Origin of the sequence: Prosthecodimorpha hirschii (assembly GCF_001305515.1) — a bacterium.
Lineage (GTDB): Bacteria > Pseudomonadota > Alphaproteobacteria > Rhizobiales > Ancalomicrobiaceae > Prosthecodimorpha > Prosthecodimorpha hirschii.
On the sequence record NZ_LJYW01000001.1, the window covers coordinates 1685714 to 1711294 of the forward strand.

Genomic DNA, 25581 nt, shown 5'->3' on the forward strand with positions numbered 1-25581 from the left:
ACCCTGAAAAGACAACAAGGCCTTTCGCCAGTCACGGTTAACGGCGGGTGACCGGCCGGCATCCGGCGGGTCTCGGGCGGGTCCCTGGCGGGTCGCGGGCCGATCGCTACAATTCTATTCGATTTCGCCGGACCATCTGAACGTGGACTTCAACCGACAGCGCTATGGTCGGCCACGGTCGAGAACGCCGGAGGATCGGCCGGACCGGATGGCCCCATCCGGACCGGCAATCCGAACCGTTCGCGTCTCGCCATCACAAGGCTCGGTCGAGCAGGACGTGACCCGTCCGGCACGCGATCCGGCCGCCAACCAGACGGGCGGGCCGCCAGCCGCTCCGGGGCTCGCATCGCGCGACGACCGGCGGCCGGCACCGCTCTTCCGGCCCCAGGGACGAGGACCATGGGTTTCCTGATCCGCACGGCGATCGTCGTCACGATCGGCATCATGCTGATTCCCGCCGATCCGGCCGAACTGGCCCGGACCGGCAAGGCCAGCGAGGTGTCGACCATCGGCACGCTGGTCTTCATGAAGACCGCCTGGGACGATGCGCGCGGCTTCTGCGACCGCAACGCCGAGGCCTGCACGACGGCGGGACAGTTCGGCGACCTGTTTCAGGCCAAGGCGCGCACGGGCGCGAAATGGATCTACGGCTTCCTCGGCCCATCTTCGCCCACGCCCGCCGCCGCCCGGCCGTTCCCGGCCGTGGACGCGACCGCGACCGGTTCCCTCCCGCCCCCGCGACCGGTCCCGCGGCGCAAGCCGACCGATCTGCAGCCGCACTTCGCCGCGTCCTGATTTCGCCCGACGGTCACGGTTCCCCGACGGCCGGCAAGGCCCTATATGGTGGCGGGGACTTCCACCCCGTGCGTGAGGCCGGCCTTGGCGACGATCGACGACATTCTCCTCGACTTCGAGACGATCGACGACTGGGAGGAGCGCTACCGCTACCTGATCGAGCTCGGCCGCGCGCTGCCGGCCATGTCGCCGAGCGGCCATGACGAGGCCAACAAGGTGCGCGGCTGCGCCAGCCAGGTCTGGCTGGAGACATCGATCGAACGCCCGGACGGCGGCGTGCCGGTTCTGACCTTCCGGGGCGATTCCGATGCCCATATCGTGAAGGGGCTGGTCGCCGTGATCCTGGCTCTGTTCTCCGGCCGGACCGCGACCGAGATCCTCAGCCTCGATCCGGAGGCGACCTTCAAGTCCCTGTCGCTGCGCGAGCATCTGACGCCGCAGCGTTCGAACGGCGTCAATTCGATGGTCGAGCGCATCCGCCGCGATGCCCGCGCCGCGGCGGCCGCCGCCTGAGCCCGGCGCCCCGGCCGTCCCTCAGGAGGCCGTGCCGCCATTGACCTCCGGCCGATAGTCCGGAGCCCCCCAATGCCGCATCGGCGCCGATCGCCTGGCCTCGGGGCGCGGGCCGTCGTAGTGGCCGGCGAGCCGCGCCAGCGCAAGCCGCAGCACCACCTTGGCCGAGCGGGCCGGCCAGCGCCGCTCGGCTTCCACCGCCTCCAGGCCCTTCAGAAAGCAGCAGACGTCGACGAGGATGCCGGACAGTTCCGGCCCGACGGCGTCGAGGGCCCTGCGGACCCGATCCCGCGCCGCTAGGGCCGCGTCCGTGGCATCGGCCGGCCCGCCGCGGGCGCCGCCCGCCGACGCCAGCCCGGTGCGCCAGTTCGATGTCACCGACGGCATCAGGCCCGCGCGGGCGAACTCGATGCGCAGGCGCTCGCCGGCGCGGAACTCCGCCTCGGGCACCAGGGGTGCGCCGTCCGCGCCGCGGCGGCGGAATAGCCAGGCCAGCGGGCTTTCGGCATCGTTGACCAGCACCGCCGCCGCATCCGCTGCGTCTCCGTCGAGGCGGCGTGCGACCAGCCGGCCCGCAGGCCCGCCGGCCGCCGCCACCCGGTCCCGTCCCCTGGCGGTCAAGGCGATCGTGCCGTCGGCGACACGAGCGGTCAGGCCATCCCGGAGCGACCGCTCGAGATCCGCCGCGTCGACGCGCAGGCGGGCGAGCCCGGCCACCCCGATCCGGCGCAGGCTGCCCGAGGCGTCCGCCTCGGCCGGTCCGGCGGCCAGAAAGGCCAGCAGACGCGCAATCTTCTCCGGCTTTTCCATCAGGCCGCCTCCCCGACCAGATGGCCCTGGCTCTCCCGCCAGTTGGCGAGCGCCGATTCGACGGCATCGACCACGCGATCGACGCGCGGATCCTCACGCGCCTCTTCGACCACCCGGCAGGCATGCGCGACGGTGGTCCGATCCCTTTCGAACAACCGTCCGACCTCGGTCATCGACAGTCCGAGCCAGACATGGGCGCAATACATGGCGACCTGCCGGGCAAAGGCCGCGCGCGGCGTGCCGCGGCTCGGCCGGCGCAGATCGCCCGGAGTCAGCCCGAAGGCTGCAACCACGGATGCGACCAGCACCGGACACGAGCCATCGGCCGGGAGCCGCCGGTATCCCCTCCCTCGACTGTCCCGCTGTTGAGAATGCCGCATCATGCTGCCACCCCACACCCTCTGACTGTAGGAATATTTACCTGTCAATTATGCGAGCGCGGGGGCAACCGGGGATAACTAACTGATGTTTTGTTTAACATCGACGGGCTCTTGGGCGCAGCGCCTCCCGATAGCAAGGGTGGGGATATCGAGGAATATTATCCTCGGTCGTCGTCCGCCATGAAACGATCCCGCCACCAGAACGGGAGTTCACAATGGCTACGGAGTTGGAAGCGAGGTTGCGCGGATCGGTCGGCGCGGCACTTGCCAGGGTTGTTGCGACCGAAGCCGACCGATACCAGCGCGAGCATGCCCTGCCGCGCCTGCTGCCGATCGGGCCGGACCTGCTCGCCGATCCAGGCCGGGCAGCACGGCTGCATGTTCTGAAACTGCTCGCCCGCGCCTTGCGCGGCGAACGCAGCCGCGGCCGCGCCGGTCATTGGACCTACAGCCTCGACAGACATCTCGCCCTGATCACGGCCTACCGTGCGGAGAAGGCAGCCCTGTCGACGACGATGACGGCAGCCACCGACAAGCCCAAGGCGGTGCCGGAGGCTTCGGGTGGCACCGGTCATCGCCCTGCGGCAAACGGTCCCGCGCCGCGATGATTCCGCCGCCGGATCGCAGCCACATCCTCGGCGAAACGCCCGCCGCCGGCGCCGGGCGCGGACGAGAGGACCGGGTCGGTGCGGCGGACCGGTGCGCCCAAGCACGATCATGGGGGCGAGTGCGGACATGTGGGGCGCATCGCCGGGATCGAGACGATGTCAGAAGGTGCGGGTGAACCGCAGGAAGGGCGAGGTCAGAGCGAGACCGGTCACGGAGACCACCTTGTCGGGCGTGCCGCGCTTCAGGATCACGTCGACGTGATAGAAATTCGCGGCAAAATCGAGCTGGAAGCTTGAGGGCGCGATGTTCTGCTCGACCCCGGCCGGCAGCGTCAGGGCGATCTGGTCGGATTTGAACCCGCCGATCGCGGTCGAGATCCCCGTTGCGATCGCGGTTCGCACCAGTTCGACCGCCAACACGGCCGACGGATCGGCGCCGGACGAATCCTGGAAGCGGATGGTCATCCCGCCGAGCTGTGCGGCATCGCCGGCCGCATTGCCGAAGCGGACATGGGAGATCGGGCAGACCAGACGAATGGCGCCCGTCTTGCCGGGCATGAAGCGCACCGTCGGCCCGGAGATTTCGACCAGATCCCGACCTTCCGCAACGGAGCAACCGGCCGCCGGACTGCTCCAGGCGACATCCGAGGCCGCAGCGCTCGGCGTGACGGAGGCCCCCGTCAGGGCCAGGGCCGCAGCGGCGGCGAGAAGAGCGGTCGAAAGCATCCGGTTCATGATGTCCTCCAAGGCGTGACGCGCTGGGCGCTCAGGCGATGGAGCGAGAATGCCGCGGCGGCGCCTCGTCGCCAGTTCCCTGGGGAACAGGATCGGGTACCGCCGGAGCTCCGACCGGCCGGCCCGCGGCAGCGGACCGATCCAACCGCCCCGGCCGGCCGGGCCGACAGAACCGCCCCGGCCGCACCGCCAGGCACCGCCGTTTCACCGATCGAACCGCGGCTTGAGCGGCATGGCGCGCCGATCCGAAAAGAAAAAGACCGCCGGGACTTGTGTCCGCGGCGGTCCTTCATCTCGGCCCGGGGCCGGCGTTGCGCTCAGCGCGAGCGGCGGCGCTGCTGGCCGAGGCCCATCTTCTTGGCGAGGTCCGAGCGGGCCTGGGCGTAGTTCGGGGCGACCATCGGATAGTCGGCCGCCAGGCCCCACTTCTCGCGATACTCTTCCGGGGTCATGTTGTACTGCGTGCGCAGATGGCGCTTCAGCGACTTGAACTTCTTGCCGTCCTCAAGGCAGACGATGTAGTCGGGCGTGACCGACTTCTTGACCGGAACGGCCGGCTTCAGCGGTTCCGGCATCGGCTCGGGAGCAACGCCCGAGGAGGTCCGCTGGAGGGCTGCGTAGACTTCTCCGATCAGCCCCGGCAGGTCAGACGAGGAAACGGTATTGTTGCTGACATAGGCCGAGACAATGTCGGCGGCCAAGTCGATCAGATTTGCGCTGGTAGAAGTCTCGCTCATTTTTCACCTGTCGAGAGCGGATCATTGGCCACGCCAATTCGCCGTAGATTGGATTGAATCACCCCTGCGTCGCACGACTAGGGCATTCAACCATGGAACCGAGCAGAAGGTTCAAGTGAATCGATCACCCGGACTGTTTCGAACTCCGTATATGACCTCTACGCTAGAAAAACAAGATGTCAATCACCCTCTTCGCGGCAAATGAAGCCAATTGTCCGCATCTGCCAGCGTCGATGCTGGTTACCCGGGAGTCACTGCCTGCGTCTCGGCAAGCATATATACATGACAAGCCCATTCCCGGGGCTTCCTGGAATCACCAGGAATCCAGTGCGGAATCGGGCTCCGAAAGTCTCTTCTGCCGATCGGCGCCATCACGTTTTGGCGTGCCGGTCGTGCGTCGCGGTTCCACCTGGGCGGGACGGTCGCGCAGCACCCGGATTGCCGTCAAGTCACCGGACGCCTATGTGAGGCGCCACAGGGCCGCCGGGCAGGCGGCCAAAGGAGATGCCCGAGATGAAAGATACCGGCCGTTCCGTCACGCCGCCGCGACCGGCAGAAAAGCGACCGTCGGTCAGCGTCTGGCACGGCCGGGAACGGGTCGACGACTATCAATGGCTGCGGGCCGACAACTGGCAGGACGTGATGCGGACGCCGAGCGCCCTGCCGGCGGATATCCGTGCCTATCTGGACGCCGAGAATGCCTATACGGAAGCGGTCCTGAAGGAGACCGAGGCGCTGCAGGCGACGCTGTTCGCCGAGCTCAAGGGCCGCATCAAGCAGGACGATTCCTCGGTTCCGACCAAGGACGGTCCCTGGGCCTACGGCACGCGCTATCTTGAAGGTGCGCAGCATCCGCGCGTGGTGCGCGTGCCGCGCGACGGCGGCGAGGAGCAGGTCCTGCTCGACGCCAACGCGCTCGCCGAAGGCAAGGCCTATTTCCGGCTCGGCGCCGCCAGCCATTCGCCGGATCATGCCTGGCTGGCCTGGTCGGCCGACGACAAGGGCTCGGAATATTTCACGCTGCGGCTGCGCGACCTCACCACCGGCAGCGACCTCCCCGACGCGATCCCCGAGACCGGCGGCATGGCCTGGGCCAATGACGGCAAGACGCTGTTCTATGTCTGGCTCGACGAGAACCATCGCCCCGCCAAGGTCTTCCGGCATCAGGTCGGGCGACCGGCGAGCGAGGACGTGGTCGTCTACGAGGAGCGCGATCCGGGCTTCTTCATCGGCGTCGGCCGCACCCAGTCGGGGCGCTATCTGGTCATCGACGTGCACGACCACGAGACGTCCGAGGTCTGGCTGATCGACGCCGACGCCCCGCTCGAGGCGCCGCGGCTGGTCGCCGCGCGGGAAACCGCGGTCGAATACGATGTCGACCATGGCGACGGGCGCTTCTACATCCGCACCAATGCCGACGGCGCGGAGGACTTCAAGATCGTCACCGCGCCGGAAGCGACGCCGGATCGGGCCCATTGGCGCGACCTCGTCGCCCATGTTCCCGGGCGTCTCGTGATCTCCCATCAGATCCTGGCCCGCCATCTCGTCCGCCTGGAGCGGGTCGAGGGCTTGCCGCGGATCATCGTCCATACGCTCGCCACCGGGACCGAGGCCCCGATCGCCTTCGACGAGGAGGCCTATTCGCTCGGCCTGGCCGGCGGCTACGAGTTCGACACCGACGAGATCCGCTTCACCTATTCGTCGATGACCACGCCCGCCCGGGTCTACGACTACGACATGGCGACCGGCCGACGCACGCTGCGCAAGGAGCAGGAGGTGCCGAGCGGGCACGATCCGGCGCGCTATGTGACCCGTCGCATCCAGGCGCCGGCCGCCGACGGCGAGACGGTGCCGGTCTCCCTGCTCTATCTGAAGGATACGCCGCTGGACGGTTCGGCGCCGCTGCTGCTCTACGGCTACGGCGCCTATGGCATCACCATTCCGGCGGCCTTTTCGACCAATGCGCTGTCGCTGGTCGACCGCGGCTTCGTCTATGCCATCGCCCATGTCCGCGGCGGCAAGGACAAGGGCTTCCGCTGGTATGCCCAGGGCCGGCGCGCGTTCAAGACCAATACGTTCGACGACTTCGTCGCCGCCGCCGACGCGCTGATCGCCGGCCGGTTCACGAGCCGCGGACGGATCGTCGCCCAGGGCGGCTCGGCCGGCGGCATGCTGATGGGGGCGATCGCCAACCGGGCGGGCGATCGCTTCGGGGCCATCGTCGCCGAGGTGCCCTTCGTCGACGTGCTCGCCACCATGCTCGACGAGACGCTGCCGCTGACGCCGCCGGAATGGCCCGAATGGGGCAACCCGATCGCCGATCCGGAGGCGTATGACCGCATCCTCGGCTATTCGCCCTACGACAATGTCGCCGCCCAGCCCTATCCGGCGATCCTGGCGCTCGCGGGGCTGACCGACCCGCGGGTTACCTATTGGGAGCCGGCGAAATGGGTCGCGCGGCTGCGGGCGACCAAGACCGACGACAACCTGCTGCTCCTGAAGACCAACATGGATGCCGGCCATGGCGGCGCCGCCGGCCGCTTCGACCGGCTGAAGGAGGTCGCCCTGATCCAGGCCTTCGCGCTGCTGTGCGTCGGTCTGGCAGGGGCGTGAAACACGACGGCAGGCCGGGGCACGATCGCCGCGCCCCGGCCTGCCGTCCGCGACCGCGCCCGGTCAGGCCCGCTTGGCCGGGCAGGTGCTGACGCCGATCAGCGTGTAGGCCGGGCACCAGCCCATCAGAGCCGTCAGAAGCGGGACGACGCCGATATAGCCGACCCATTTCCAGGACAGGTCCGCCGGTCCGAAAAAGGCGAAGGCGAGCAGCGCGAGACCGGCGACGATACGCAGGATGCGGTCGATACCGCCAACATTGGCATTCATGACGTCCCTCCTCAGGGGCTGGCGCAAGGCGACTTGACGATGCGGGCCGGGGGCGCTCCGCCGCTCCGATCGTGCCGCCGGACCGGCCGCGCCGCGCATGCGCCGCAACCGCCGACCCGGCCACCATGCGCCAAAGCCGGGGCCGGGTCCGTGACGCAGTCACCGAAGCGGTCTCCGGATCATTCCAACGGCCGAGGATGCGGACGCATCGGGCCGTTGAAAGAGCGCGAATTTCTCATAGGTGTCAGAGGCATGAGAAATTCGCGTCTCGAAGACCGACGATCGTTCCATGACCGTCGGTATCATTCCGTACGGGCGGCCCGCAGGGCGAGGCGATCCGGATCGGCGATCTCGATCCGACCGCGTGCCAGCCGGACCAGGCCGGCCTTCTCGAATTGCTTCAGGTGCCGGCTGACGACCTCGCGCGCCGTCCCGATCTCGGCGGCCAATGCCTGATGGGTCAGGGCGACCGGCCCGCCGCCGGCCCGCGCGATCAGGGCGCGGGCGAGCCGACCGTCGAGATTGTGAAAGACGGTGTCCTGCACGGTCGCCAGCAGGGCGGCGAGGCGCTGCCCGAAGCCGGCGAAGACGAACCGGCGGAAGCCCTCGGACGCCGCGATCAGGGCGAGGAAGCGGGCCAGCGGGATGGCGACGGCGCGGGTCTCGGTTTCGACGATGCCTTCCGCAGGGTAGACCTCTCCGCCGAACAGGCACGACGTGGTCAACACGCAGGTCTCGCCGCGGCGGACCCGGTAGAGCACCAGTTCGCGCCCCGTGTCGGCGATCATCTGGACGCGCACGCAGCCGTCGACGACGAGCAGGAACTGGGAACAGGGCGAGCCGGGGTCGAAGACGCGCATCTCCGCCGGCAGCCGCACCGGATGCGCCGACGCCAGGACGGCATCGCGATGCTCCTGGCCGAGGGCGGCCAGCGGCGGAAAATGCTCGATCCAATCGGCAGCGGTCATGTCGGGTCCCGGCGACACCATGTCCGGCTCGCGCGGCGGCGGTCAAGTCCGGTCGCCTCGGGACCGATCAATCCAGGAAATGGGACGACTCGTCGCGAACCGGCACGTTGAAGCCAGGGACCGGATAGGGCCGGCCCGAACCCGCCGCCGGTGCGGGCAGCGACGTGGCGTGCGGAGCCTCCGGGCGACGCCCTTCCGAGAGGCGCAGGCGCCGTTCAAGCCGCTGACGGGCCTCCGCGATATCGGGCCCGAAATAGCCGTCCGCCCCGCGGCCGTAGCTGCGTTCGCTGCCCTTCAGGGCCTTGAGACAACCAAGCACCGTGTGGGGGCTGACCGGCTTGGCGAGAACATGGTCGGCCCCGGCTTCGACCGACGCGACGATCACGCCCCGGCTGGCATGGCCGGTCACCAGCACCATCGGCATCGCGCGGTTGACGACGACCGGCGAGCGCCGCACCGCGCGGATCAGCGACAGCCCCGCCTGACGGGAGCCGCCGGTTCCGGTCATGACCAGATCGACGAAGGCGAAATCGACATGATGGTGTTCGAGATGCCCGAGGAAGTGGTCCGCCTCGGCGATCACGTCGATCCGGCGAAAGCCGAAGCTTCGCAGCATGACGCGCATCACTTGCTGGAAGTTCCGATTGTCGTCGACGACAACCACGCGTCGATCGGCGAAGTCTTCAGGCACGGTGTTCATGGCGGCGCCAGCATGGCGCGCGGACCTGAACAAAGCCTTTCCGGTACGTCAACAATGCGAAGGACCTCGGACCCGCGCGGGCGCCGGCGTCTGCGGCCTCCGCCCGGCCCGGAACGGGCGCCGGCGACCGGGTTGGCCCGATCGCCGCGCGCTCGGCCCCATGCGGCCTGGCGATGTCAGACCGCCGCTTCGTAGAGTTCCAGGACATAGTCCCAGTTGATCAGGCTGTCGACGAAGGCCTCGAGGTACTTCGGGCGCAGGTTGCGGTAGTCGATATAGTAGGAGTGCTCCCACACGTCGACGCCGAGCAGCGGCACGCCGCCGTGGACCAGCGGATTCTCGCCGTTCGGGGTCTTGGTGATGACGAACTTGCCGTCCTTCAGCGTCAGCCAGGCCCAGCCGGAACCGAACTGCGTCACGCCGGCCTGGACGAAGTCGGTGCGGAACTTGTCGTAGCCGCCGAGATCGGAATCGATCTTCGCCTGGAGCTTGCCCGGCAGGCTCTTGCCACCGCCATTCGGCTTCATCCACTTCCAGAAATGGATATGGTTGAAGTGCTGACCGGCATTGTTGAAGAGGCCGGCATTCTTGCCGTAGCTCTCCTTGACGATCTCCTCGAGCGACTTGCCTTCCAGGCCGGAGTCCTTGAGAAGGTTGTTGCCGTTGTTCACATAGGCGAGGTGGTGCTTGTCGTGGTGATACTCTAGAGTCTCAGCCGACATGTACGGACCGAGCGCATCGTAGGCATAGGGCAGCGGGGGAAGTTCGAAGGCCATCGCTATACTCCTCATGAGGGGAAGCGGGACGATCCGTCCCGCCCCGAGAAAGCCGTTTCGACGGGGGAACATAGGTCGGACACGGGTCAGCGGCAACACTGACCGCCGCGTTTCAGCCCTGCCCGCGCCGTTGTCCCCGATCCGACCCCGACACGTCTCCAGAATGACCATCCCGACCGAGCGACAGCTTCCCGATCTCCCCATCCGCCGGCACCCGAACCCCGGGGCCTGGCCGTCGCCGGATGCGCTTCGCGGTGACGGGTCGCGCCCGACGGAGACGGCCGGTCCGTTCGGCGACGGCGACGGCGGCGACGGCGGATCGCCGGCGGACATCGCCGCAGACCGGCAGCGCAGGATCGCGCGCATGGCGGCCGGCGGGACGGTGGCGGCCATCCTGATCGTCGGCGCGGTCATCTTCGCGCTGCGCGGCGAGAGTGCCCTGCCCCGCCTCCACATCGTCGATCCGGCAAGCGATCCGGCCCCACCGCGCCGCCCGCCCGAGGCGAACGCCCGCGCCCGCACCCGCACCCGGTCGGGCGGCTGGGCCGCCGGCCTCATCGACGGCAAGCCGTTCGACGTGCTCGGCCCCACCGAGGACGAGCCCGGCAGCTTCCGTTCGCCGATCATCCTGGCACCGCCCTACGATGTCGTCGACGCGATCACCTTCCGCACGCCGCGCCAGCGCGTGCGGTTGGCCGGCGTCGAGGGCATCCGCCGCGGCGATGTCTGCTTCGGCGAGGACGGATTGAAATTCCCCTGCGGCCTGATGGGCCGCGCCGTGATGTCGAACTTCCTGCGCTCCAACCGCGTGGTCTGCTTTCCGGCCATCGACCGGCCGGAACCGGAGGGCGAAACGATCCTGGCGGACTGCTATCTGGGCGCCACCGATCTCGCCGAGCGCCAGATCCGCGCCGGCCTGGCCCGACCGACCGCGGAGACCATCGGCCGCTTCGGCACCGCCCTTGCGGCCGCCCAGGAGGCCCATGTCGGCGCCTGGAACGGCGGCTGGAACCTGATGGACCTGCCCGAAGACAAGCGGGACGGGCTGTAAGGTCCGCCTCCCGGTGTCGAAGCCCTGCGGCCCCGGGTGCGGCATTTGCCTGCACGCTGCAGAATGCGCTGCCCGACGCGCCCCTCAGGCGTGGGCGAATTCCCAATAGAGACGGCGCGCCTTGGCGTAGAACGGACCGGGCTGAAGATCGCGATCCTCGATGCGGGTGATCGGCACGACCTTGGAATAGTTGCCCGTGGAGAAGAGCTCGTCGGCCTTCTTCAGATCGTCGTAGCGGACCGTGGTCTCGACCACTTCGGTTCCGGCCTGCCGAAGCAGTTCGATCGTCCGCTGGCGGGTGATGCCGTTCAGGAAGGTGCCGTTCGGCGCCGGCGTGAACACGACGCCGTCCTTGGCATAGAAGAAGTTCGCGGTGGCCAGTTCGGCGACATTGCCGAGCATGTCGCAGACGACCGCATTGTCGAAGCCGCGCGCGCGGGCCTCCAGCGCGGCGCGGGCATTGTTCGGATAGAGGCAGCCGGCCTTGGCGTCGAGCGGCATGGTCTCGCGGGTCGGCCGGCGGAACGGGCTCAGCGTGACCGAGAAGCCGGTCGGCTCGGGCATCGGGGTCTCGTAGATGCACAGGCAGAAGCGCGTCGAATCCGGATCGGCCGGCACCGACATGTAGCCGCCCTGCTCGGCCCAATACATCGGCCGGATATAGAGCGCCGTGTCGTCGTCAAAGAGGCGGATGCCGTCGCGCGCCAGAGCCTCGATGGCGTCGGCCGGCATGGTCGGCTTCAGGCCGAGCGCGACGGCCGACCGGTTGACCCGCTCGCAGTGCCGGTCGAGATCGGGCGCCACGCCCTCGAAGGCACGCGCGCCGTCGAACACCGAGGAGCCAAGCCAGGCGGCATGGGTGCGCGGACCGATGACGGCCGGATTGCCCTCGATCCACTGGCCGTCGATCCAGTTCCAGGTGCGGGAGAAGCCGGCGGTTGCGCTCATGACGGTCCTCATCGTTGCTTTTGGTTCGGGACCGGCATTCGATCCCACTCGGCGCGCGGCGAAAAGAGGAAATCGCGACGGGCTGCCCCGCCGGTATGGGTTTCCTTCGGCGCCGGTTCGCGTCATTAATGCGCCGCCTCCGCGCCCGCTCGTGTCCCTCCGACACGGCCGCGCCGCCCTTCCGGAGATCCGAGGACCCCGATGACCCTCTCGACCTATGTGTTCGACGCCTACGGAACCCTGTTCGACGTGCACGCCGCAGTACGCCGGCATGCCGCGTCGGTCGGCCCCGAGGCGCAGTTCCTGTCGGAGGTATGGCGGGCGAAACAGCTCGAATATTCCTGGATGCTGACCATGATGGGCCGCTACCGGGACTTCTGGTCGCTGACCGAAGAGGCGCTGGACTATGCGCTCGACCGGGTGCCCAGCGCCAACCGGCAGATGCGCGCGTCCCTGCTCGACGCCTACTGGACCTGCGACGCCTATCCGGAGGTGCCGGAACTGCTGCGCCAGTTGAAGCTGCGCGGCGCGCGCCTCGCCATCCTGTCGAACGGCTCGCCCAAGATGCTCGCCGCCGCCTGCACCTCGGCCGGCATCGGCGACTTGTTCGACGATGTCGTCTCGGTCGACGAGATCAAGATCTACAAGCCCGACCTGCGCGTCTACGACCTGATCACGACGCGCTACCGGCTGTTCCCGGAGGCGGTCTCGTTCCAGTCGTCGAACCGCTGGGATGCCGCCGGCGCCACCGCCTTCGGCTTCCGCACGGTCTGGATCAATCGCAACAAGCTGCCGGAGGAATACCAGGACATGCAGCCGGCCGCCGTGCTGCCGGATCTGAGCGGCCTGCTGACGCTGGCCTGAGCCGCCAAAGCCAAGACCCTGATCGCGGGCACCGGCTGACCCGCCGGAGCCCGGAACACGCGGCGTTTCGGAGCCCGAATCGCCGCGCGATGGGCTCCCCGGACTGCGCCGGGGAGCCGCCTGTCACCAGGACAGGTTGAAGCCGGCGCGCGCGGCCACGCCGTGGCCGGAACCGGCCACCGTTCCGGTGCTGAAGGAGCCGCCGGCCGTCAGGGTCAGGTTCTCGTTCATCTTGTAGGCAGCCCCGAAGCCCAGGGCCCCGGTCTGTTCGAAGGTGGCGAAATTGCCCGCGATGGCGAAGGTGTGGCCGGGCTGCACGAACGGGTTCGGCAGCGCCATGGCGAGCGCCGTGCCCTGCATGGCCAGATTGGCGCGGTTATTGGCCCGGTCGACCATCTTGGCCAGTTCCGACCGCCCCTGGACCACGCCGTCGATGGTCGTCAGGCGCGTTTCCCCCGTCAGGGGATTGAGGCACATCGATGTACCCGGCACATAGTAATAGCCCGCCCCATAAGTATCGCAGACTTTGACATACTCCACGACCGCATGGGCGGGCGCGCCATGGCCGGCAGCCCCGAGAATGAATGCAACAATTGCGATGTACTTCTTCATCGTACCCCCCGTTATTTGCGGCCGAAGAGCGTTGATTGCAAAATCAAGCATTCGATACGCATCGGGTTATAAGATTTATCTTATGATTTGGTCCATCAAGTCATTTCTATTGTATATGTTGTTATTCCAGATGCCCCGTGTTCGCAGTGACACAACGGAAGCTCCGTCATTGCAGCTTCGCAAGGACTGGCGCACAACTCGCTCAAATCCCCGAACCAAGAGCTCCAGGATGCTGCAACCCCGACCCGATCCATCAGCCTCCGCTTCCGTCTCGCAGGCCGGCTGGCCAGGGTTGATCTGGGCCTGGGTGTTCGACGCGGAGGGTCGGGCGACGCCGCTCGGCGGCCGGCCGCTGGAGGCCGTCCTGTCCGATCCGGAGGCGTCCGTCTGGCTGCATTTCAACCTGGCCGACCTGCGCGGGCGCGACTGGATCGCCGAGCGTTCCCCTCTGCCCGAGGGCGCGCGCACGCTGCTGCTCGAGGATGACGATCATCTGAGTCTAGTCGCCGAGGACGGCGCGCTGGTCGGGGTCTTCGCCGACTTCCGCCGCGAGTTCGATCACGGCACCCAGGATCTGGCGCGGCTGCGCTTCGTCCTGAGCGGCCCGCTGCTGGTCACCTGCCGCAGGCATGCGCTGCACGCGGTCGAGGAGGTGCGCGGTGCGCTCCTGTCCGGCCGCAGCTTCGAAGGCGGCGGCCTCGGCGTGCTGGAGAGCATCTTCGAGAATTTTGCGGCCCAGGTCGGCGCGGTCGCGCGCGAGCTGTCCGGCCAGATCGAGAAGATCGAGGACCGCGTGGTCGACGAGACGGTCGCCGCCGAGGATGTCCGCCTCGGCCCGATCCGCCGGACGGCGCTCAAGCTGAACCGCCAGCTCGGCGCGCTCCGGCTGCATTTCTCCGCCTTCGTCGACAATGCCGGCGAAGACCAGGTTCCCGAAGCGGTCGCCGCCATGGTCGAGCGGGTGGCGCTGCGGCTCGACACGGTCGGACGCGAGATCGAGGCGATCCAGGAGCGGGCGCGCATCCTGCAGGAAGAAGTCGCCGCCAAGGCGGCCGCCGAGACCAACCGCCAGCTGAGCGCGCTGTCGGGCATGACGGCGCTGTTCCTGCCGGCGACCCTGGTCACCGGCCTGTTCGGCATGAACACCCACGGCCTGCCGTTTGAAAGCTCGCCGAGCGGCTTCTGGCTCGCCTTCCTGTGCGGCGGCCTCGGCAGCGCTGCCGTCTATCTCTATCTGCGCTGGCTCGGCCTCATGAAATGAGGCCGAGCCCGGTTGCGGGCAGCGCCTATGCGGCGAGCGCGTCGAGCACGCGCGCCCAGGAGCGGATGCCGTGGTGGAAGGACGTGAGGTCGTATTTCTCGTTCGGTGAATGGATGCGGTCGTCGTCGAGACCGAAGCCGATCATCAGGCTTTCCATGCCGAGCCGGTTCTTGAAGTCGCCGACCACCGGGATCGAGCCGCCGCCGCCGATGATCACCGCCGGCTTGCCCCATTCCCGGGTCAGCGCGTCGCGGGCCTTGATCAGGGCCGGGCTGTCGAAGGGCAGCGCCAGGCCCGGGCTGCCGCCATGGGCGCGGAAGCTGGCCTTGGCGTCGGCCGGCAGGTTGGCGGAGATGTAGTCGCGGAAGGCCGCGCGCACCTTGGCCGGATCCTGGCCGACGACCAGCCGGAACGAGACCTTGGCGGTGGCCTGCGCGGGCAGCACCGTCTTGAAGCCCTCGCCCGTATAGCCGCCGACGATCCCGTTGAATTCGCAGGTCGGCCGCGCCCAGACCTGTTCGAGCACCGATCGGCCCGTCTCGCCGGCGGCGGTCGACAGGCCGTAGGGGCCGAGGAAGCTCTCCGGCGTCATGCCGAGGCCTTCCCACTGGGTGCGCAGCGCAGGCGGCACATCGGCGACGCCGTCGTAGAAGCCCGGCAGGGTCACGCGGGTCTGGTCGTCATGGAGCCCGGCGAGCAGATGCGTCAGGACGCGGATCGGATTCTGCGCCGGGCCGCCGAACAGGCCGGAATGCAGGTCGCGATCGGCCGTGGTGATGGTCACCTCCTCGCCGACCAGCCCGCGCAGCGTCGCCGTGATGGCCGGCGTCGCCGGGTCCCACATGTTGGTGTCGCAGACCAGCGCGAGGTCGTGCGACAGCTCGGCCTTGTTGGCATCCAGGAAGGCGGCGAGCGACGGCGAGCCGGATTCCTCCTCGCCCTCGAACAGGACCGTGACCCGGCAGGGCAGCGCCCCGGTCTCGGCCACATAGGCGCGCGCCGCCTCGACGAAGGTCAGAAGCTGTCCCTTGTCGTCGGCGGCTCCGCGGCCGACCACGATCTTGCGGCCTCCGGCCGCCTCGGCGAGGCGCGGCTCGAAGGGCGGCGTCTCCCAGAGCGAGAGCGGGTCGACCGGCTGGACGTCGTAGTGGCCGTAGAAGAGGACATGCGGGCTTTCGCTGCTGACCGGGCCGCGCCAATGCGCGACCACCATCGGGTGGCCGGGCGTGTCGCGCACCGAGGCCTCGAAACCGATCTCCGCCAGGGCCGCCCGGCACCACTCCGCCCCGCGCCGGACATCGGCCGCATAGGCCGGATCGGTCGAGATGGACGGGATGCGGACCAGATCGAACAGGCGGGCGAGGGAAGCGTCGAGGTCGGCGTCGATGCGGGTCAGTACGGTTTCGATGGTCATCGTGAACTCGCGACAGGTGCAAGGGGCGGCCGCACGATACCGGGACCCGGACCGGTTGGCCACCGCTCCGCGCCGGTCCCCACCCGGTCCTGCACATCGCGCCATGGTGGTGCCTACCCGTTCTTTTACGAATGGATACAACCTCAATATTCGCAATTGTTATATTAATTTATGCTTATAAAGGCATGAGACCCGAGGTCTCATTGCCGATCGCACATCGCTCCGACGAGCCAAACGACGGTGCCGGACAGTCCGTGCCGCGGCCTCGCTCGTGCGGTGCGCAAGCAAGACCGAAGGGGAAAACCATGACAAGACCGGCAACCATCCGCCCGCGCCGCTGGCTTTGCGTCGCACTGGCAACGGCCTTCGCAGCCTTCGGCGCGGTCGGCAGCGCCGCAGCGCAGGCCGACGGCAAGGCCCTGAGCGACAGGCTGTTGGCCAAGGCGCCGTCCGACGAGTGCTATTACGGCGTCGGCGATGCGCGCAACGTGCCGCTGTCCGCCAATCCGACCTGCCCGTCCGGTTCTGTGCGCAAGGTCAACCAGGCCTATGTCTGGGGGCTCGCCGCGACCGCCATACCGGCCGCCGGCACCGACGAGGAGCGCAAGAAGAACAACAAGGATCCGGGCTCGCGCCTGTGGTTCGGCACGGCCGCCAACGTCGTCTGCCTGGTGCTGCAGAGCTATCTGGGCATTACCGATACGATCGAAACGCCGTCCTATGTCTGCGAAGGCGCCGCGCGCACGGCCACGCCCGCGCATACCGACTGGCGGCCGCCGAAGCTCTATGTCTACGACACCAAGGCCAAGGCGTTGACCGACCTGTCGTCCAAGGCGCCGGCGCTGAACCTGACGCTCGGCATCCGCTCGGCCGGCGCGCTCGGCGATGTCGTTTTCTTCGGCGGCCCGGCGGTCGACAATAGCGGCGTCTACCTGTTCGCGTTCCGCAACGACGCCTCGATGACCTTCCTGGGCAGCACCAAGCTGGCCGCCTACAACAACATCCGGCAATGGACCACCTTCAACGGCGGCCTCTATACCGGCGTGCGCGTGCGCGCCGACGGCACCGGCCGGGTCCTGCGCTGGCTCGGCGTGATCGGCCAGGAGGTGTTCAACTTCGAGGAGGTCGGTGCCACCGATTCCGATGTCGCCTATCTGACCTCGCTCAACTCCCGCCTCTACGTCACCACCTGGGGCGGCCTCAACTCGCCGGGGCGGGTGGCATCCGGCGTCTGGGTCAGCCCGCAGGCCGGCAAGAATGCGCCGCTGACGGCCGCCAACCTGAACCAATGGGTCAAGATCTGGGATGTGTCGCGCTACGAACCCGATCCGGTGACGGCGGCCACCGTCGTCGGCGGGGCGATCTCGGCCTACCAGAACAAGATCTACTGGGGCATGATGCAGGTTCCGTTCACCGGCGTCGCGGCCCATTTCCAGGCCTGTCCGAGCGCGCCGCAGGACCAGCAGAACATGGCGCTGGCGCTCGTCAACACGACCCGCGCCATCCCGGTCTTCCGCAGCGACGGCAATGCCAACCCGGCCAAGACCAAGACCGAACTGCTCTACGGATCGGAACAGCTGCCGGTCTGGGACTGCGCCAATGCGATGTGGAAGACCGTCGCCAATCCGGCCAAGCTGCGGCCGGCCTACGGCCAGGCGGGCTTCGGCAATCCGTTCAACACCTATACGTGGGCGAGCGCGGTGTTCGACGGCAAGCTCTACTTCGGCACCTTCGACTGGAGCTACGTCGCCTCCGAAAGCCTCGCGCCGATCGCCGAGGCGCTGAACATCACCCTGCCGACCGGCTTCGATTGGACCCGTCTCGTCGCCCTGCTCGGAAGCCGGCAACCGAACTTCGGCGCCGATCTCTGGCGCTTCGACAATGCGCTGAACCCCGCCAAGGCCGAGAGCACGGACGGGCTCGGCAATATCCTGAACTACGGCATCCGGACCATGATCGTCACCGCCAAGCATCTCTATGTCGGGACGGCCAATCCGATGAACCTCAAGACGACCGAGGGCGCGCCGAAGGGCGGCTGGGAACTGCACGACCTCCAGGCGCGGTGACCCGGACAGCCGACGACGGCCCGTTCACCATGGCGCACCGCCGGCGGGACAGAACCGCCGACGGCGCAGGGCGCCGGCAATGCCGGGGTGCCGGCGGTTTCGGACCGCCGGCACGGCTTGACGGCCGACAGTCGGGGCATCCGCGCCGGCCCGCGCGCCGCGCCCCCTTGATCGGGGGTGCGGAAGCCTCCCTCAGCGACCCTTGAACAGAGAGCCGAGCACGCCGCGCACGATCGCCTGGGTGACCTGACGGGTGACCGTGGAGGCGGCCGTGCGGGCGGCCGACTTGGCGACCGCCTCGGCGAGGCTGTCGGTGCTCTTGCGGCTGCCGCGGGCGGTGCCGCGATCGCCCGGCGCGGGTGCCGAGCCGCCGGTATTGAAGATGCCGTCCAGGATGCCGCCGAGGATGCCGCCCGAGGAGCCGCTGCTCGCCTCGCCGGCCGGCGCCCCGGCCGGGACGTTGGCGGCGACATGGCCGCGCAGCTTCTCGTAGGCCGATTCGCGGTCGATCACGTCCTCGTACTTGCCGGCCAGCGGCCCGGTATTGACCACCGTCGCCCGCTCCGCCGGCGAGATCGGCCCGACCTTGGCCGAGGGCGGCCGGATCAGCGTCTTCTGAACCATGGTCGGCGTGCCCTTGTTCTCCAGGACCGAGACCAGGGCCTCGCCGACGCCGAGTTCGGTGATCGCCGTCTCGGTCTTGAAGGCCGGGTTCTGGCGGAAGGTCTCGGCGGCCGCACGCACGGCCTTCTGCTCGCGCGGCGTGAAGGCGCGCAGCGCATGCTGGATGCGGTTGCCGAGCTGGGCGGAGACCTTGTCGGGCACGTCGAGCGGGTTCTGGGTGACGAAATAGACGCCGACGCCCTTGGAGCGAATCAGACGGACGACCTGCTCGACCTTGTCGATCAGTACCGCCGGCGCCTCGTCGAACAGGAGATGCGCCTCATCGAAGAAGAAGACCAGCTTCGGCTTGTCGAGATCGCCGACCTCGGGCAGTTCCTCGAACAGCTCGGACAGCAGCCAGAGCAGGAAGGTGGCGTAGAGGCGCGGATTGGCCATCAGCTTGTCGGCGGCGAGCACGTTGATCGTGCCGCGACCGTCCGGCGCCTTCAGCATCAGGTCGGCGATGGCGAGCGCGGGCTCGCCGAAGAAGGCCTCGCCGCCCTGCTGTTCGAGCACCAGGAGCTGGCGCTGGATGGTGCCGATGGTCGCCTTGGTGACGTTGCCGTAGTCGGTCGTCAATTCGCCGGCCCGCTCGGCGACATGCGACAGCAGCGCGCGCAGGTCCTTCAGGTCGAGGATCAACAGGCCCTCGTCGTCGGCGAGCTTGAAGGCGATGTTGAGCACGCCCTCCTGGGTGTCGTTGAGCCCCATCAGCCGGGCGAGCAGCAGCGGCCCCATCTCGGTGACGGTCGCCCGGATCGGGTGGCCCTGCTGGCCGAACAGGTCCCAGAACACGACCGGGAATTTGGTCGGCTCCCAGTCGTCGAGGCCGATCGCCTGGCAGCGCTTGACGACCCAGTCCTTCTCCTCGCCGGCCGCCGCGACGCCGGAGAGATCGCCCTTGATGTCGGCCGCGAAGACCGGCACGCCCGCCGCCGAGAAGCCCTCGGCCATGACCTGAAGCGAGACCGTCTTACCGGTGCCAGTCGCGCCGGTGACCAGACCGTGCCGGTTGGAGAGCTTCAGTTCGAGATATTCGGCCTTGACGCTCTGACCAAGGTAGATCTTGCCATCGACCTGCATGCGGCACTCCCATGGTGGCGGCGACGGATGCCCGCCCGCACGCACGCCTGCGCCGGTTATAGGGGACACCTGCCCTTGATGGAACCGGCTCGGATTGCGGAAGGTCGACCGGCCCACTGGACAGAAGCCCGGCCCCGTCGTACCGCCTTGAGTTATCCGAAGAGGCCGTGTCACATACGGCGAAGGCTAAGTCTAGGGAGTCGCGTTTGGTCGAGGAACTCGTCGGGCGTATCCAAAACAAAGTCGGCATCGACGAGGAGACTGCATCGCGGGCCGTCGCGATCATCCTGCATTTCCTGAAGAGCGAAGCGCCGCCGGAACTGATCGACCGCATCGTCGCCTCGATCCCCGGTGCCGGGGAGCTGATGGCCGAAGGCGAGGCGCCGCCGAAGCCCGGCGGGCTGATGGGGTCCATCACCGGCATGCTGGGCGGCCTGCTTGACGGCGGCATGGGCGGGATCATGGCGGCCTTCACGATGCTGAGCGAGGCCGGGTTGGACATGGATCAGGTCCAGAAGGTGACCCGCGAGGTGATCCAGTTTTCGCGCGAGCAGGCCGGCGATACTCTGGTCGACGAAGTGCTCGGGTCGATTCCCGGTCTGGCGCGCTTCGCCGGCTGACTGAATTCCGCGCCGCCGGCATCCGGACCGGCCGGCGCTTCTGTGAGGGAGGACTTCGACATGTCGAACTACCCGATCGCGAGCATCGAAGGCGTCGGCCCCGCCTATGCGGAGAAGCTGAAGGCCGCAGGCATCAAGGACACCACGACCCTCCTGGAGCGCGCCAAGGATCCGCGCGGCCGCAAGGCGGTCGCCGCCGAGACCGGCATCGAGGAAAGCCGCGTCCTGAAATGGGCGAACATGTGCGACCTGATGCGGATCAAGGGCGTCGCGGAAGAGTATTCCGAACTGCTCGAGGCCGCCGGCGTCGACACCGTCAAGGAACTGCGCACCCGCAACGCCGAGAACCTCTACAACAAGATGGTCGAGGTGAACGAAGCCAAGAAGCTGGTGCGCCAGGTGCCGGCCGCCAAGTCGGTCGCCGACTGGGTCGAGCAGGCCAAGGGTCTGCCGCCCATGATGACCTACTGATCGGGCGCGAAGCGCCATCCTTCGCCGTTCGGGGGCGCCGGTCGAGCCATCGGCCGGCGCCTTTGTGTCTGGCGCCAGGACGCCGACCGGATCGGACGATCGGCATCCCGGCATTCACGGCGGCTGCGGGCCGGCCGGCGGACCCGCACTGCGACCATCGTTCAGTTTTGCCCTGCCGGGCGAAGCCCTACCAATAGGCCGCCGATCGTGGATCGGCCGTCCGCCGCGCCCGGATTGCGCTATCCTTGGCCGGGCGCTGGCGCGACGCGCCGGGACGGTCCGCTGGCACGATCGCCTGTGGCGATGGGGCTCGGTGGGCTGAATGTCCGATTGACAGGAAATTTTCGCGAGGACTACCAAAGCCCCGTCGCCCGACGACCCTTCGGAGCGACGATCATTCGGAGCCTGGCCGTGACCGTTCAACCTGCAACGCTGCTCGAAAATTTCCCGCCGGTCACGGAAGAGCAGTGGCGCGCGGCGGTCGCCAAGGCGCTGAAGGGCTCCCCTTTCGAGCGTTTGCGGCGGATGAGTCCGGAAGGCATTCCGCTGGAGCCGCTCTATCGCGGCGATCGCAACGGCCGGGTCACGGTCGGAGGCCATGCCGGCCAGCCCTGGACGGTGATCCAGCGCATCGAGATTCCCGATCCGGCCGAAGCCAACCGGATCATTCTGGCCGATCTGGAAGGCGGCGCCGGCGGCCTGGAACTGGTCTTCGCCGATGGCACCGGCGCAAGGCCGCATGGGCTCGGCGCCCGGTCGGAGGGCGATTTCGATCGCCTGTTCGAGGGCGTGCTGCTCGACCTGATCCGCCTGCGCGTGGATGCCGGCGCCGGCACGGCCGAGACGGTCGCGGCGATCGAGGCTGCGGCCGAGCGGCGTGGGATCGCCCCGGCGGCCTTGTCGATCGACCGCCTCGTCGACCCGATCGGCCGGCTCGCCGCTTGCGGCCGGCTTTCGGAAACCGTGGAGGCGACCATCCGCGCTGCCGCCGGCGACGCCTCGAAGGCCCGCAACGGCACGCTGCTGGAGGCCGACGGCCGGATCGCCCATGCGGCGGGCGCCAACGACCTGCAGGAACTGGCCGGCCTGATGTCGACCGCGGTCGCCTACTGGCGCGGCCTGGTCGAGGCCGGCCTCGAGGCCGACCGGGCCGCCCGCCTGATCGGCTTCACCATCGTGGCCGACCAGGATCAGTTCCGGACCATCGCCAAGCTGCGCGCCCTGCGCCGGCTCTGGGCCAATGCGCTCGAGGCGGCCGGCGTCGGCGGCGTCCCGGCCCGCATCCATGCCGAAACGGCCTGGCGCATGATGAGCCGCATCGGCTCGCAGACCAATCTCCTGCGCACCACGATCGCGGCCTTTGCGGCCGGGCTCGGCGGCGCGGATTCCGTCGCCGTGCTGCCCTTCACGGCCGCGGTCGGCCTGCCGGACGATTTCGCCCGCCGGCTCGCCCGCAACACGCAGACGATCCTGCTGGAGGAATCCAATCTCTGGCGCGTCGCCGATCCGGCCGCCGGATCGGGTCTGGTCGAGACCGAGACCAACGAACTGGCCGAGCGGGCCTGGATCCTGTTCCAGCAGATCGAGGCCGAGGGCGGCATCCTGGCGCTGATCCGCAAGGGCCAGTGGCAAGAGCGCGTCGCCGCGGTCGCAACCGAGCGCGAGAAGGCGATCGCCCGGCGCAAGCTGCCGCTGACCGGGGTCAGCGAGTTCCCGGACATTTCCGAACGCCCGGTCGCGGTGCTCGACCGTCCGGCCGCCGAGCCGGCCGAATTCGACCCGGCCGAGACCGCCGTCGCCATGCCGGCGCGCCGGCTCGGCGCCGCCTTCGAGCAGTTGCGCAGCGCCGCCGCCACGGCCGCGCCGACCGTCTTCCTGGCCAATATCGGCCGCATCCCGGACTTCAACGCCCGCGCCACCTGGGCGAAGAACCTGTTCGAGGCCGGCGGCATCGCGGCTCTGGGCAATGACGGCTTCGCCGACGAGGCGGCTCTGGTCGAGGCGTTCCGGGCTTCGGGCACCGGGCTCGCGTGCCTGTGCTCCTCGGATGCGCTCTATGCCGAGGCCGCCGAGCGCATCGCCGGTGCCCTCAAGGCGGCCGGTGCGACCCTGGTGATCCTAGCCGGCAAGCCGGCCGACGGCGAGACCGAAATGCGCTGGCGCACCGCCGGCATCGATCTCTTCGTCCATGTCGGCATCGACGTGGCGGCGACGCTCAAGGGCCTGCTGGCGCGCGCCGGCGTCGCGGCCTGATCCTTTCGACCGGTCGCGGGGTGCCGCGCCGGATGCTACTATGGACCGATCGGCGGGCTCGACCCGCCGCGCCCCGGCTGCGGCCGCGGGCGGACGACAGCGAGGATGGCCCGATGAGCCGCATCCCGGATTTCACCAAGGTCGCGTTCAAGCGCGACACCGTCACCGGCGCGCTGCCGAAGGGCGCGGCCTGGACGACCCCGGAGGACATCGCGGTCGCTCCCGCCTACACGGCCGCCGATCTGGCGGGGCTCGATTTCCTGGACACCTGGCCGGGCCTGCCGCCCTTCCTGCGCGGCCCCTACCCGACCATGTATGTCAACCAGCCCTGGACGATCCGGCAATATGCCGGCTTCTCCACCGCCGAGGATTCCAACGCCTTCTACCGGCGCAACCTCGCCGCGGGTCAGAAGGGCCTGTCGGTCGCCTTCGATCTCGCGACCCATCGCGGCTATGATTCCGACCATCCGCGCGTCACCGGCGATGTCGGCATGGCCGGCGTGGCGATCGATTCCATCTACGACATGCGCACGCTGTTCTCCGGCATCCCGCTCGACCAGATGAGCGTGTCGATGACCATGAACGGCGCGGTGCTGCCGGTGCTGGCGCTGTTCATCGTCGCGGCGGAGGAACAGGGCGTCGATCAGTCCAAGCTGAGCGGGACCATCCAGAACGACATTCTCAAGGAGTTCATGGTCCGCAACACCTACATCTATCCGCCGTCGCCCTCGATGCGGATCATCTCGGACATCTTCGCCTATACGGCGAAGCACATGCCGAAGTTCAACTCGATCTCGATCTCCGGCTACCACATGCAGGAGGCCGGGGCGACCGCCGACCTGGAACTCGCCTACACGCTCGCCGACGGCATCGAATATATCCGCGCCGGCATCGCCGCCGGCATGCCGGTCGACAGCTTCGCGCCGCGCCTGAGCTTCTTCTGGGCGATCGGCATGAACTTCTTCATGGAGGTCGCCAAGCTGCGCGCGGCGCGCCTTTTGTGGGCGAAGCTGGTCCGGCAGCATTTCGATCCCAAGGACGACCGCTCGCTGTCGCTCCGGACCCATTCGCAGACCTCGGGCTGGTCGCTGACCGCGCAGGATGTCTACAACAACGTCGTGCGCACCTGCGTCGAGGCGATGGCGGCGACCCAGGGCCATACCCAGTCGCTGCACACCAACGCGCTCGACGAGGCGCTCGCCCTGCCGACCGACTTCTCGGCCCGGATCGCGCGCAACACGCAGATCCTGCTGCAGCAGGAGAGCGGCACCACGGCGACGATCGATCCCTGGGGCGGCTCCTTCTATGTCGAGCGGCTGACCGCGGAACTGGCCGCCCGGGCGATGACGCATATCGAGGAGGTCGAGGCGCTCGGCGGCATGGCCAAGGCGATCGAGGCCGGCATCCCGAAGCTGCGCATCGAGGAGGCCGCCGCCAAGACGCAGGCGCGCATCGATTCCGGCGCCCAGACGGTGGTCGGCGTCAACAAGTTCAAGCCCGAGACCGAGCAGGCGATCGACGTGCTCAAGGTCGACAATTCGGCCGTGCGCGCGACCCAGATCGAGAAGCTCGAACGGCTCAAGGCCGAGCGCAACGAGGCCGAGACCCAGGCCGCGCTGGCCGAACTGACCCGGGCGGCGGCGGAGGGCGGCAACCTGCTCGACCTGTCCATCAAGACCGCGCGCGCCAAGGCGACCGTCGGCGAGATCAGCCTCGCCATGGAGGCGGTGTTCGGGCGCCACAAGGCGGAAATCCGCTCCATCCAGGGCGTCTACAAGCGGGAGGTGGCCAAAATGGGCGACGCTGTCGACCGGATCCTGCGTCTCGTCGAGGCCTTCGAGGAGAATGACGGCCGGCGGCCGCGCATTCTGGTCGCCAAGATGGGCCAGGACGGCCACGACCGCGGCCAGAAGGTGATCGCCTCGGCCTTCGCCGATCTCGGCTTCGACGTGGATATCGGTCCGCTCTTCGCCACCCCCGACGAGGCCGCCCGCCAGGCGGTCGAGAACGACGTGCACATCGTCGGCGTCTCCTCTCTAGCGGCTGGCCATCTGACGCTGGTGCCGGCGCTGAAGGCGGCGCTGGAGGCGCGCGGGCGCGGCGACATCATGATCGTGGTCGGCGGCGTCATCCCGCCGCAGGACTACGACGCCCTGCTCGCCGCCGGCGCCAGCGCGATCTTCCCGCCCGGCACCGTGGTGGCGGAGGCCGCGCAGAAGCTGATCCACGAACTCAACGCCCGCCTCGGCTACCAGGCGCTCCAGGCCGCGGAGTAGACGGCGCGGGGCGATCGGGCAGGGCGATCGAACCGGGGCGCCCTCCCCGCGGCGACCAGCCCGCGGCGACCGCTCCGGAAAGACCGCCCGACGC

24 protein-coding genes are annotated in these 25581 nt (G+C 68.6%); 12 read left to right on the plus strand and 12 right to left on the minus strand.

Annotation, left to right across the window (positions count from 1 at the left end; genetic code table 11):
• Positions 1 to 399 precede the first annotated feature (399 nt).
• Positions 400 to 795 (plus strand): DUF5330 domain-containing protein, encoded by a 396-nt coding sequence (locus ABB55_RS07300; RefSeq protein WP_054358222.1) that lies wholly within the window; start codon positions 400 to 402, stop codon positions 793 to 795.
• 84 nt (positions 796 to 879) lie between these two features.
• Entirely contained in the window at positions 880 to 1308 is a 429-nt protein-coding gene (locus ABB55_RS07305) for a SufE family protein (RefSeq protein ID WP_054358223.1), read from the plus strand.
• Between the two features lie 21 nt (positions 1309 to 1329).
• Here the strand turns inward: ABB55_RS07305 and ABB55_RS07310 are convergent, their stop codons facing one another.
• Together ABB55_RS07310 and ABB55_RS07315 are read right to left on the minus strand one after the other, a co-directional pair.
• Positions 1330 to 2118, minus strand: coding sequence for a DUF6456 domain-containing protein (locus tag ABB55_RS07310; protein WP_152981958.1), 789 nt, complete (start codon positions 2116 to 2118; stop codon positions 1330 to 1332).
• Entirely contained in the window at positions 2118 to 2426 is a 309-nt protein-coding gene (locus ABB55_RS07315; RefSeq protein ID WP_054358224.1) for a helix-turn-helix domain-containing protein, read from the minus strand. Before ABB55_RS07315 ends, ABB55_RS07310 begins: the two co-directional genes overlap by 1 nt.
• A gap of 287 nt (positions 2427 to 2713) precedes the next feature.
• On the opposite strand from ABB55_RS07315, the gene ABB55_RS07320 reads away from it, so the two are divergent.
• Complete coding sequence (locus ABB55_RS07320) at positions 2714 to 3106, plus strand: DUF6477 family protein (protein ID WP_244471988.1); 393 nt, start codon at positions 2714 to 2716, stop codon at positions 3104 to 3106.
• Between the two features lie 159 nt (positions 3107 to 3265).
• On the opposite strand, the gene ABB55_RS07325 is transcribed toward ABB55_RS07320, so the two are convergent.
• Both ABB55_RS07325 and ABB55_RS07330 read right to left on the minus strand, forming a co-directional pair.
• On the minus strand, positions 3266 to 3841 hold the full coding sequence (locus ABB55_RS07325; RefSeq protein ID WP_054358225.1) for a hypothetical protein: 576 nt from the start codon (positions 3839 to 3841) through the stop codon (positions 3266 to 3268).
• A gap of 317 nt (positions 3842 to 4158) precedes the next feature.
• Entirely contained in the window at positions 4159 to 4578 is a 420-nt protein-coding gene (locus ABB55_RS07330; RefSeq protein WP_054358226.1) for a Ros/MucR family transcriptional regulator, read from the minus strand.
• 513 nt (positions 4579 to 5091) lie between these two features.
• On the opposite strand from ABB55_RS07330, the gene ABB55_RS07335 reads away from it, so the two are divergent.
• Entirely contained in the window at positions 5092 to 7191 is a 2100-nt protein-coding gene (locus ABB55_RS07335) for a S9 family peptidase (RefSeq protein WP_054358227.1), read from the plus strand.
• 63 nt (positions 7192 to 7254) lie between these two features.
• On the opposite strand, the gene ABB55_RS07340 is transcribed toward ABB55_RS07335, so the two are convergent.
• From ABB55_RS07340 to ABB55_RS07355, 4 genes are all read right to left on the minus strand, one after another.
• On the minus strand, positions 7255 to 7461 hold the full coding sequence (locus tag ABB55_RS07340) for a YgaP family membrane protein (RefSeq protein WP_054358228.1): 207 nt from the start codon (positions 7459 to 7461) through the stop codon (positions 7255 to 7257).
• 302 nt (positions 7462 to 7763) lie between these two features.
• Complete coding sequence (locus ABB55_RS07345) at positions 7764 to 8429, minus strand: Crp/Fnr family transcriptional regulator (protein ID WP_054361894.1); 666 nt, start codon at positions 8427 to 8429, stop codon at positions 7764 to 7766.
• Between the two features lie 67 nt (positions 8430 to 8496).
• On the minus strand, positions 8497 to 9093 hold the full coding sequence (locus ABB55_RS07350; protein ID WP_160321183.1) for a response regulator: 597 nt from the start codon (positions 9091 to 9093) through the stop codon (positions 8497 to 8499).
• A gap of 212 nt (positions 9094 to 9305) precedes the next feature.
• Positions 9306 to 9905, minus strand: a complete 600-nt coding sequence (locus ABB55_RS07355) for a superoxide dismutase (protein WP_054358230.1) — start codon at positions 9903 to 9905, stop codon at positions 9306 to 9308.
• 364 nt (positions 9906 to 10269) lie between these two features.
• Between ABB55_RS07355 and ABB55_RS07360 the strand changes: the two genes are divergently transcribed.
• Positions 10270 to 10956, plus strand: coding sequence for a thermonuclease family protein (locus ABB55_RS07360; RefSeq protein ID WP_152981959.1), 687 nt, complete (start codon positions 10270 to 10272; stop codon positions 10954 to 10956).
• 84 nt (positions 10957 to 11040) lie between these two features.
• On the opposite strand, the gene ABB55_RS07365 is transcribed toward ABB55_RS07360, so the two are convergent.
• On the minus strand, positions 11041 to 11904 hold the full coding sequence (locus ABB55_RS07365) for a branched-chain amino acid aminotransferase (protein WP_244471989.1): 864 nt from the start codon (positions 11902 to 11904) through the stop codon (positions 11041 to 11043).
• 201 nt (positions 11905 to 12105) lie between these two features.
• On the opposite strand from ABB55_RS07365, the gene ABB55_RS07370 reads away from it, so the two are divergent.
• Positions 12106 to 12768: a haloacid dehalogenase type II gene (locus ABB55_RS07370; RefSeq protein ID WP_054358233.1), complete on the plus strand. Its 663-nt coding sequence runs from the start codon at positions 12106 to 12108 to the stop codon at positions 12766 to 12768.
• A 123-nt stretch (positions 12769 to 12891) separates the two neighbouring features.
• Here the strand turns inward: ABB55_RS07370 and ABB55_RS29605 are convergent, their stop codons facing one another.
• Positions 12892 to 13380, minus strand: coding sequence for a YadA C-terminal domain-containing protein (locus ABB55_RS29605; protein ID WP_160321184.1), 489 nt, complete (start codon positions 13378 to 13380; stop codon positions 12892 to 12894).
• 229 nt (positions 13381 to 13609) lie between these two features.
• Here ABB55_RS29605 and ABB55_RS07380 point away from each other — a divergent pair, with 229 nt between their 5' ends.
• The gene (locus ABB55_RS07380; protein ID WP_054358235.1) at positions 13610 to 14641 is read left to right on the plus strand and encodes a CorA family divalent cation transporter; all 1032 of its coding nucleotides are present in this window, start codon (positions 13610 to 13612) and stop codon (positions 14639 to 14641) included.
• Between the two features lie 25 nt (positions 14642 to 14666).
• Here ABB55_RS07380 and ABB55_RS07385 read toward each other — a convergent pair whose 3' ends face one another.
• Positions 14667 to 16055, minus strand: coding sequence for a M20/M25/M40 family metallo-hydrolase (locus ABB55_RS07385; RefSeq protein ID WP_054358236.1), 1389 nt, complete (start codon positions 16053 to 16055; stop codon positions 14667 to 14669).
• Positions 16056 to 16360: 305 nt separating this feature from the next.
• On the opposite strand from ABB55_RS07385, the gene ABB55_RS07390 reads away from it, so the two are divergent.
• Entirely contained in the window at positions 16361 to 18121 is a 1761-nt protein-coding gene (locus ABB55_RS07390) for a hypothetical protein (RefSeq protein WP_054358237.1), read from the plus strand.
• Positions 18122 to 18313: 192 nt separating this feature from the next.
• Here the strand turns inward: ABB55_RS07390 and ABB55_RS07395 are convergent, their stop codons facing one another.
• Positions 18314 to 19867, minus strand: a complete 1554-nt coding sequence (locus ABB55_RS07395) for a helicase HerA-like C-terminal domain-containing protein (RefSeq protein WP_054358238.1) — start codon at positions 19865 to 19867, stop codon at positions 18314 to 18316.
• A 167-nt stretch (positions 19868 to 20034) separates the two neighbouring features.
• Between ABB55_RS07395 and ABB55_RS07400 the strand changes: the two genes are divergently transcribed.
• From ABB55_RS07400 to scpA, 4 genes are all read left to right on the plus strand, one after another.
• The gene (locus ABB55_RS07400) at positions 20035 to 20487 is read left to right on the plus strand and encodes a DUF2780 domain-containing protein (protein WP_160321185.1); all 453 of its coding nucleotides are present in this window, start codon (positions 20035 to 20037) and stop codon (positions 20485 to 20487) included.
• Between the two features lie 60 nt (positions 20488 to 20547).
• Positions 20548 to 20958 (plus strand): DUF4332 domain-containing protein, encoded by a 411-nt coding sequence (locus ABB55_RS07405; RefSeq protein ID WP_054358240.1) that lies wholly within the window; start codon positions 20548 to 20550, stop codon positions 20956 to 20958.
• 411 nt (positions 20959 to 21369) lie between these two features.
• Entirely contained in the window at positions 21370 to 23211 is a 1842-nt protein-coding gene (locus ABB55_RS07410) for a methylmalonyl-CoA mutase family protein (RefSeq protein WP_054358241.1), read from the plus strand.
• 113 nt (positions 23212 to 23324) lie between these two features.
• Positions 23325 to 25487: a methylmalonyl-CoA mutase gene (scpA, locus tag ABB55_RS07415; RefSeq protein WP_054358242.1), complete on the plus strand. Its 2163-nt coding sequence runs from the start codon at positions 23325 to 23327 to the stop codon at positions 25485 to 25487.
• The last annotated feature ends 94 nt before the right edge of the window (positions 25488 to 25581 follow it).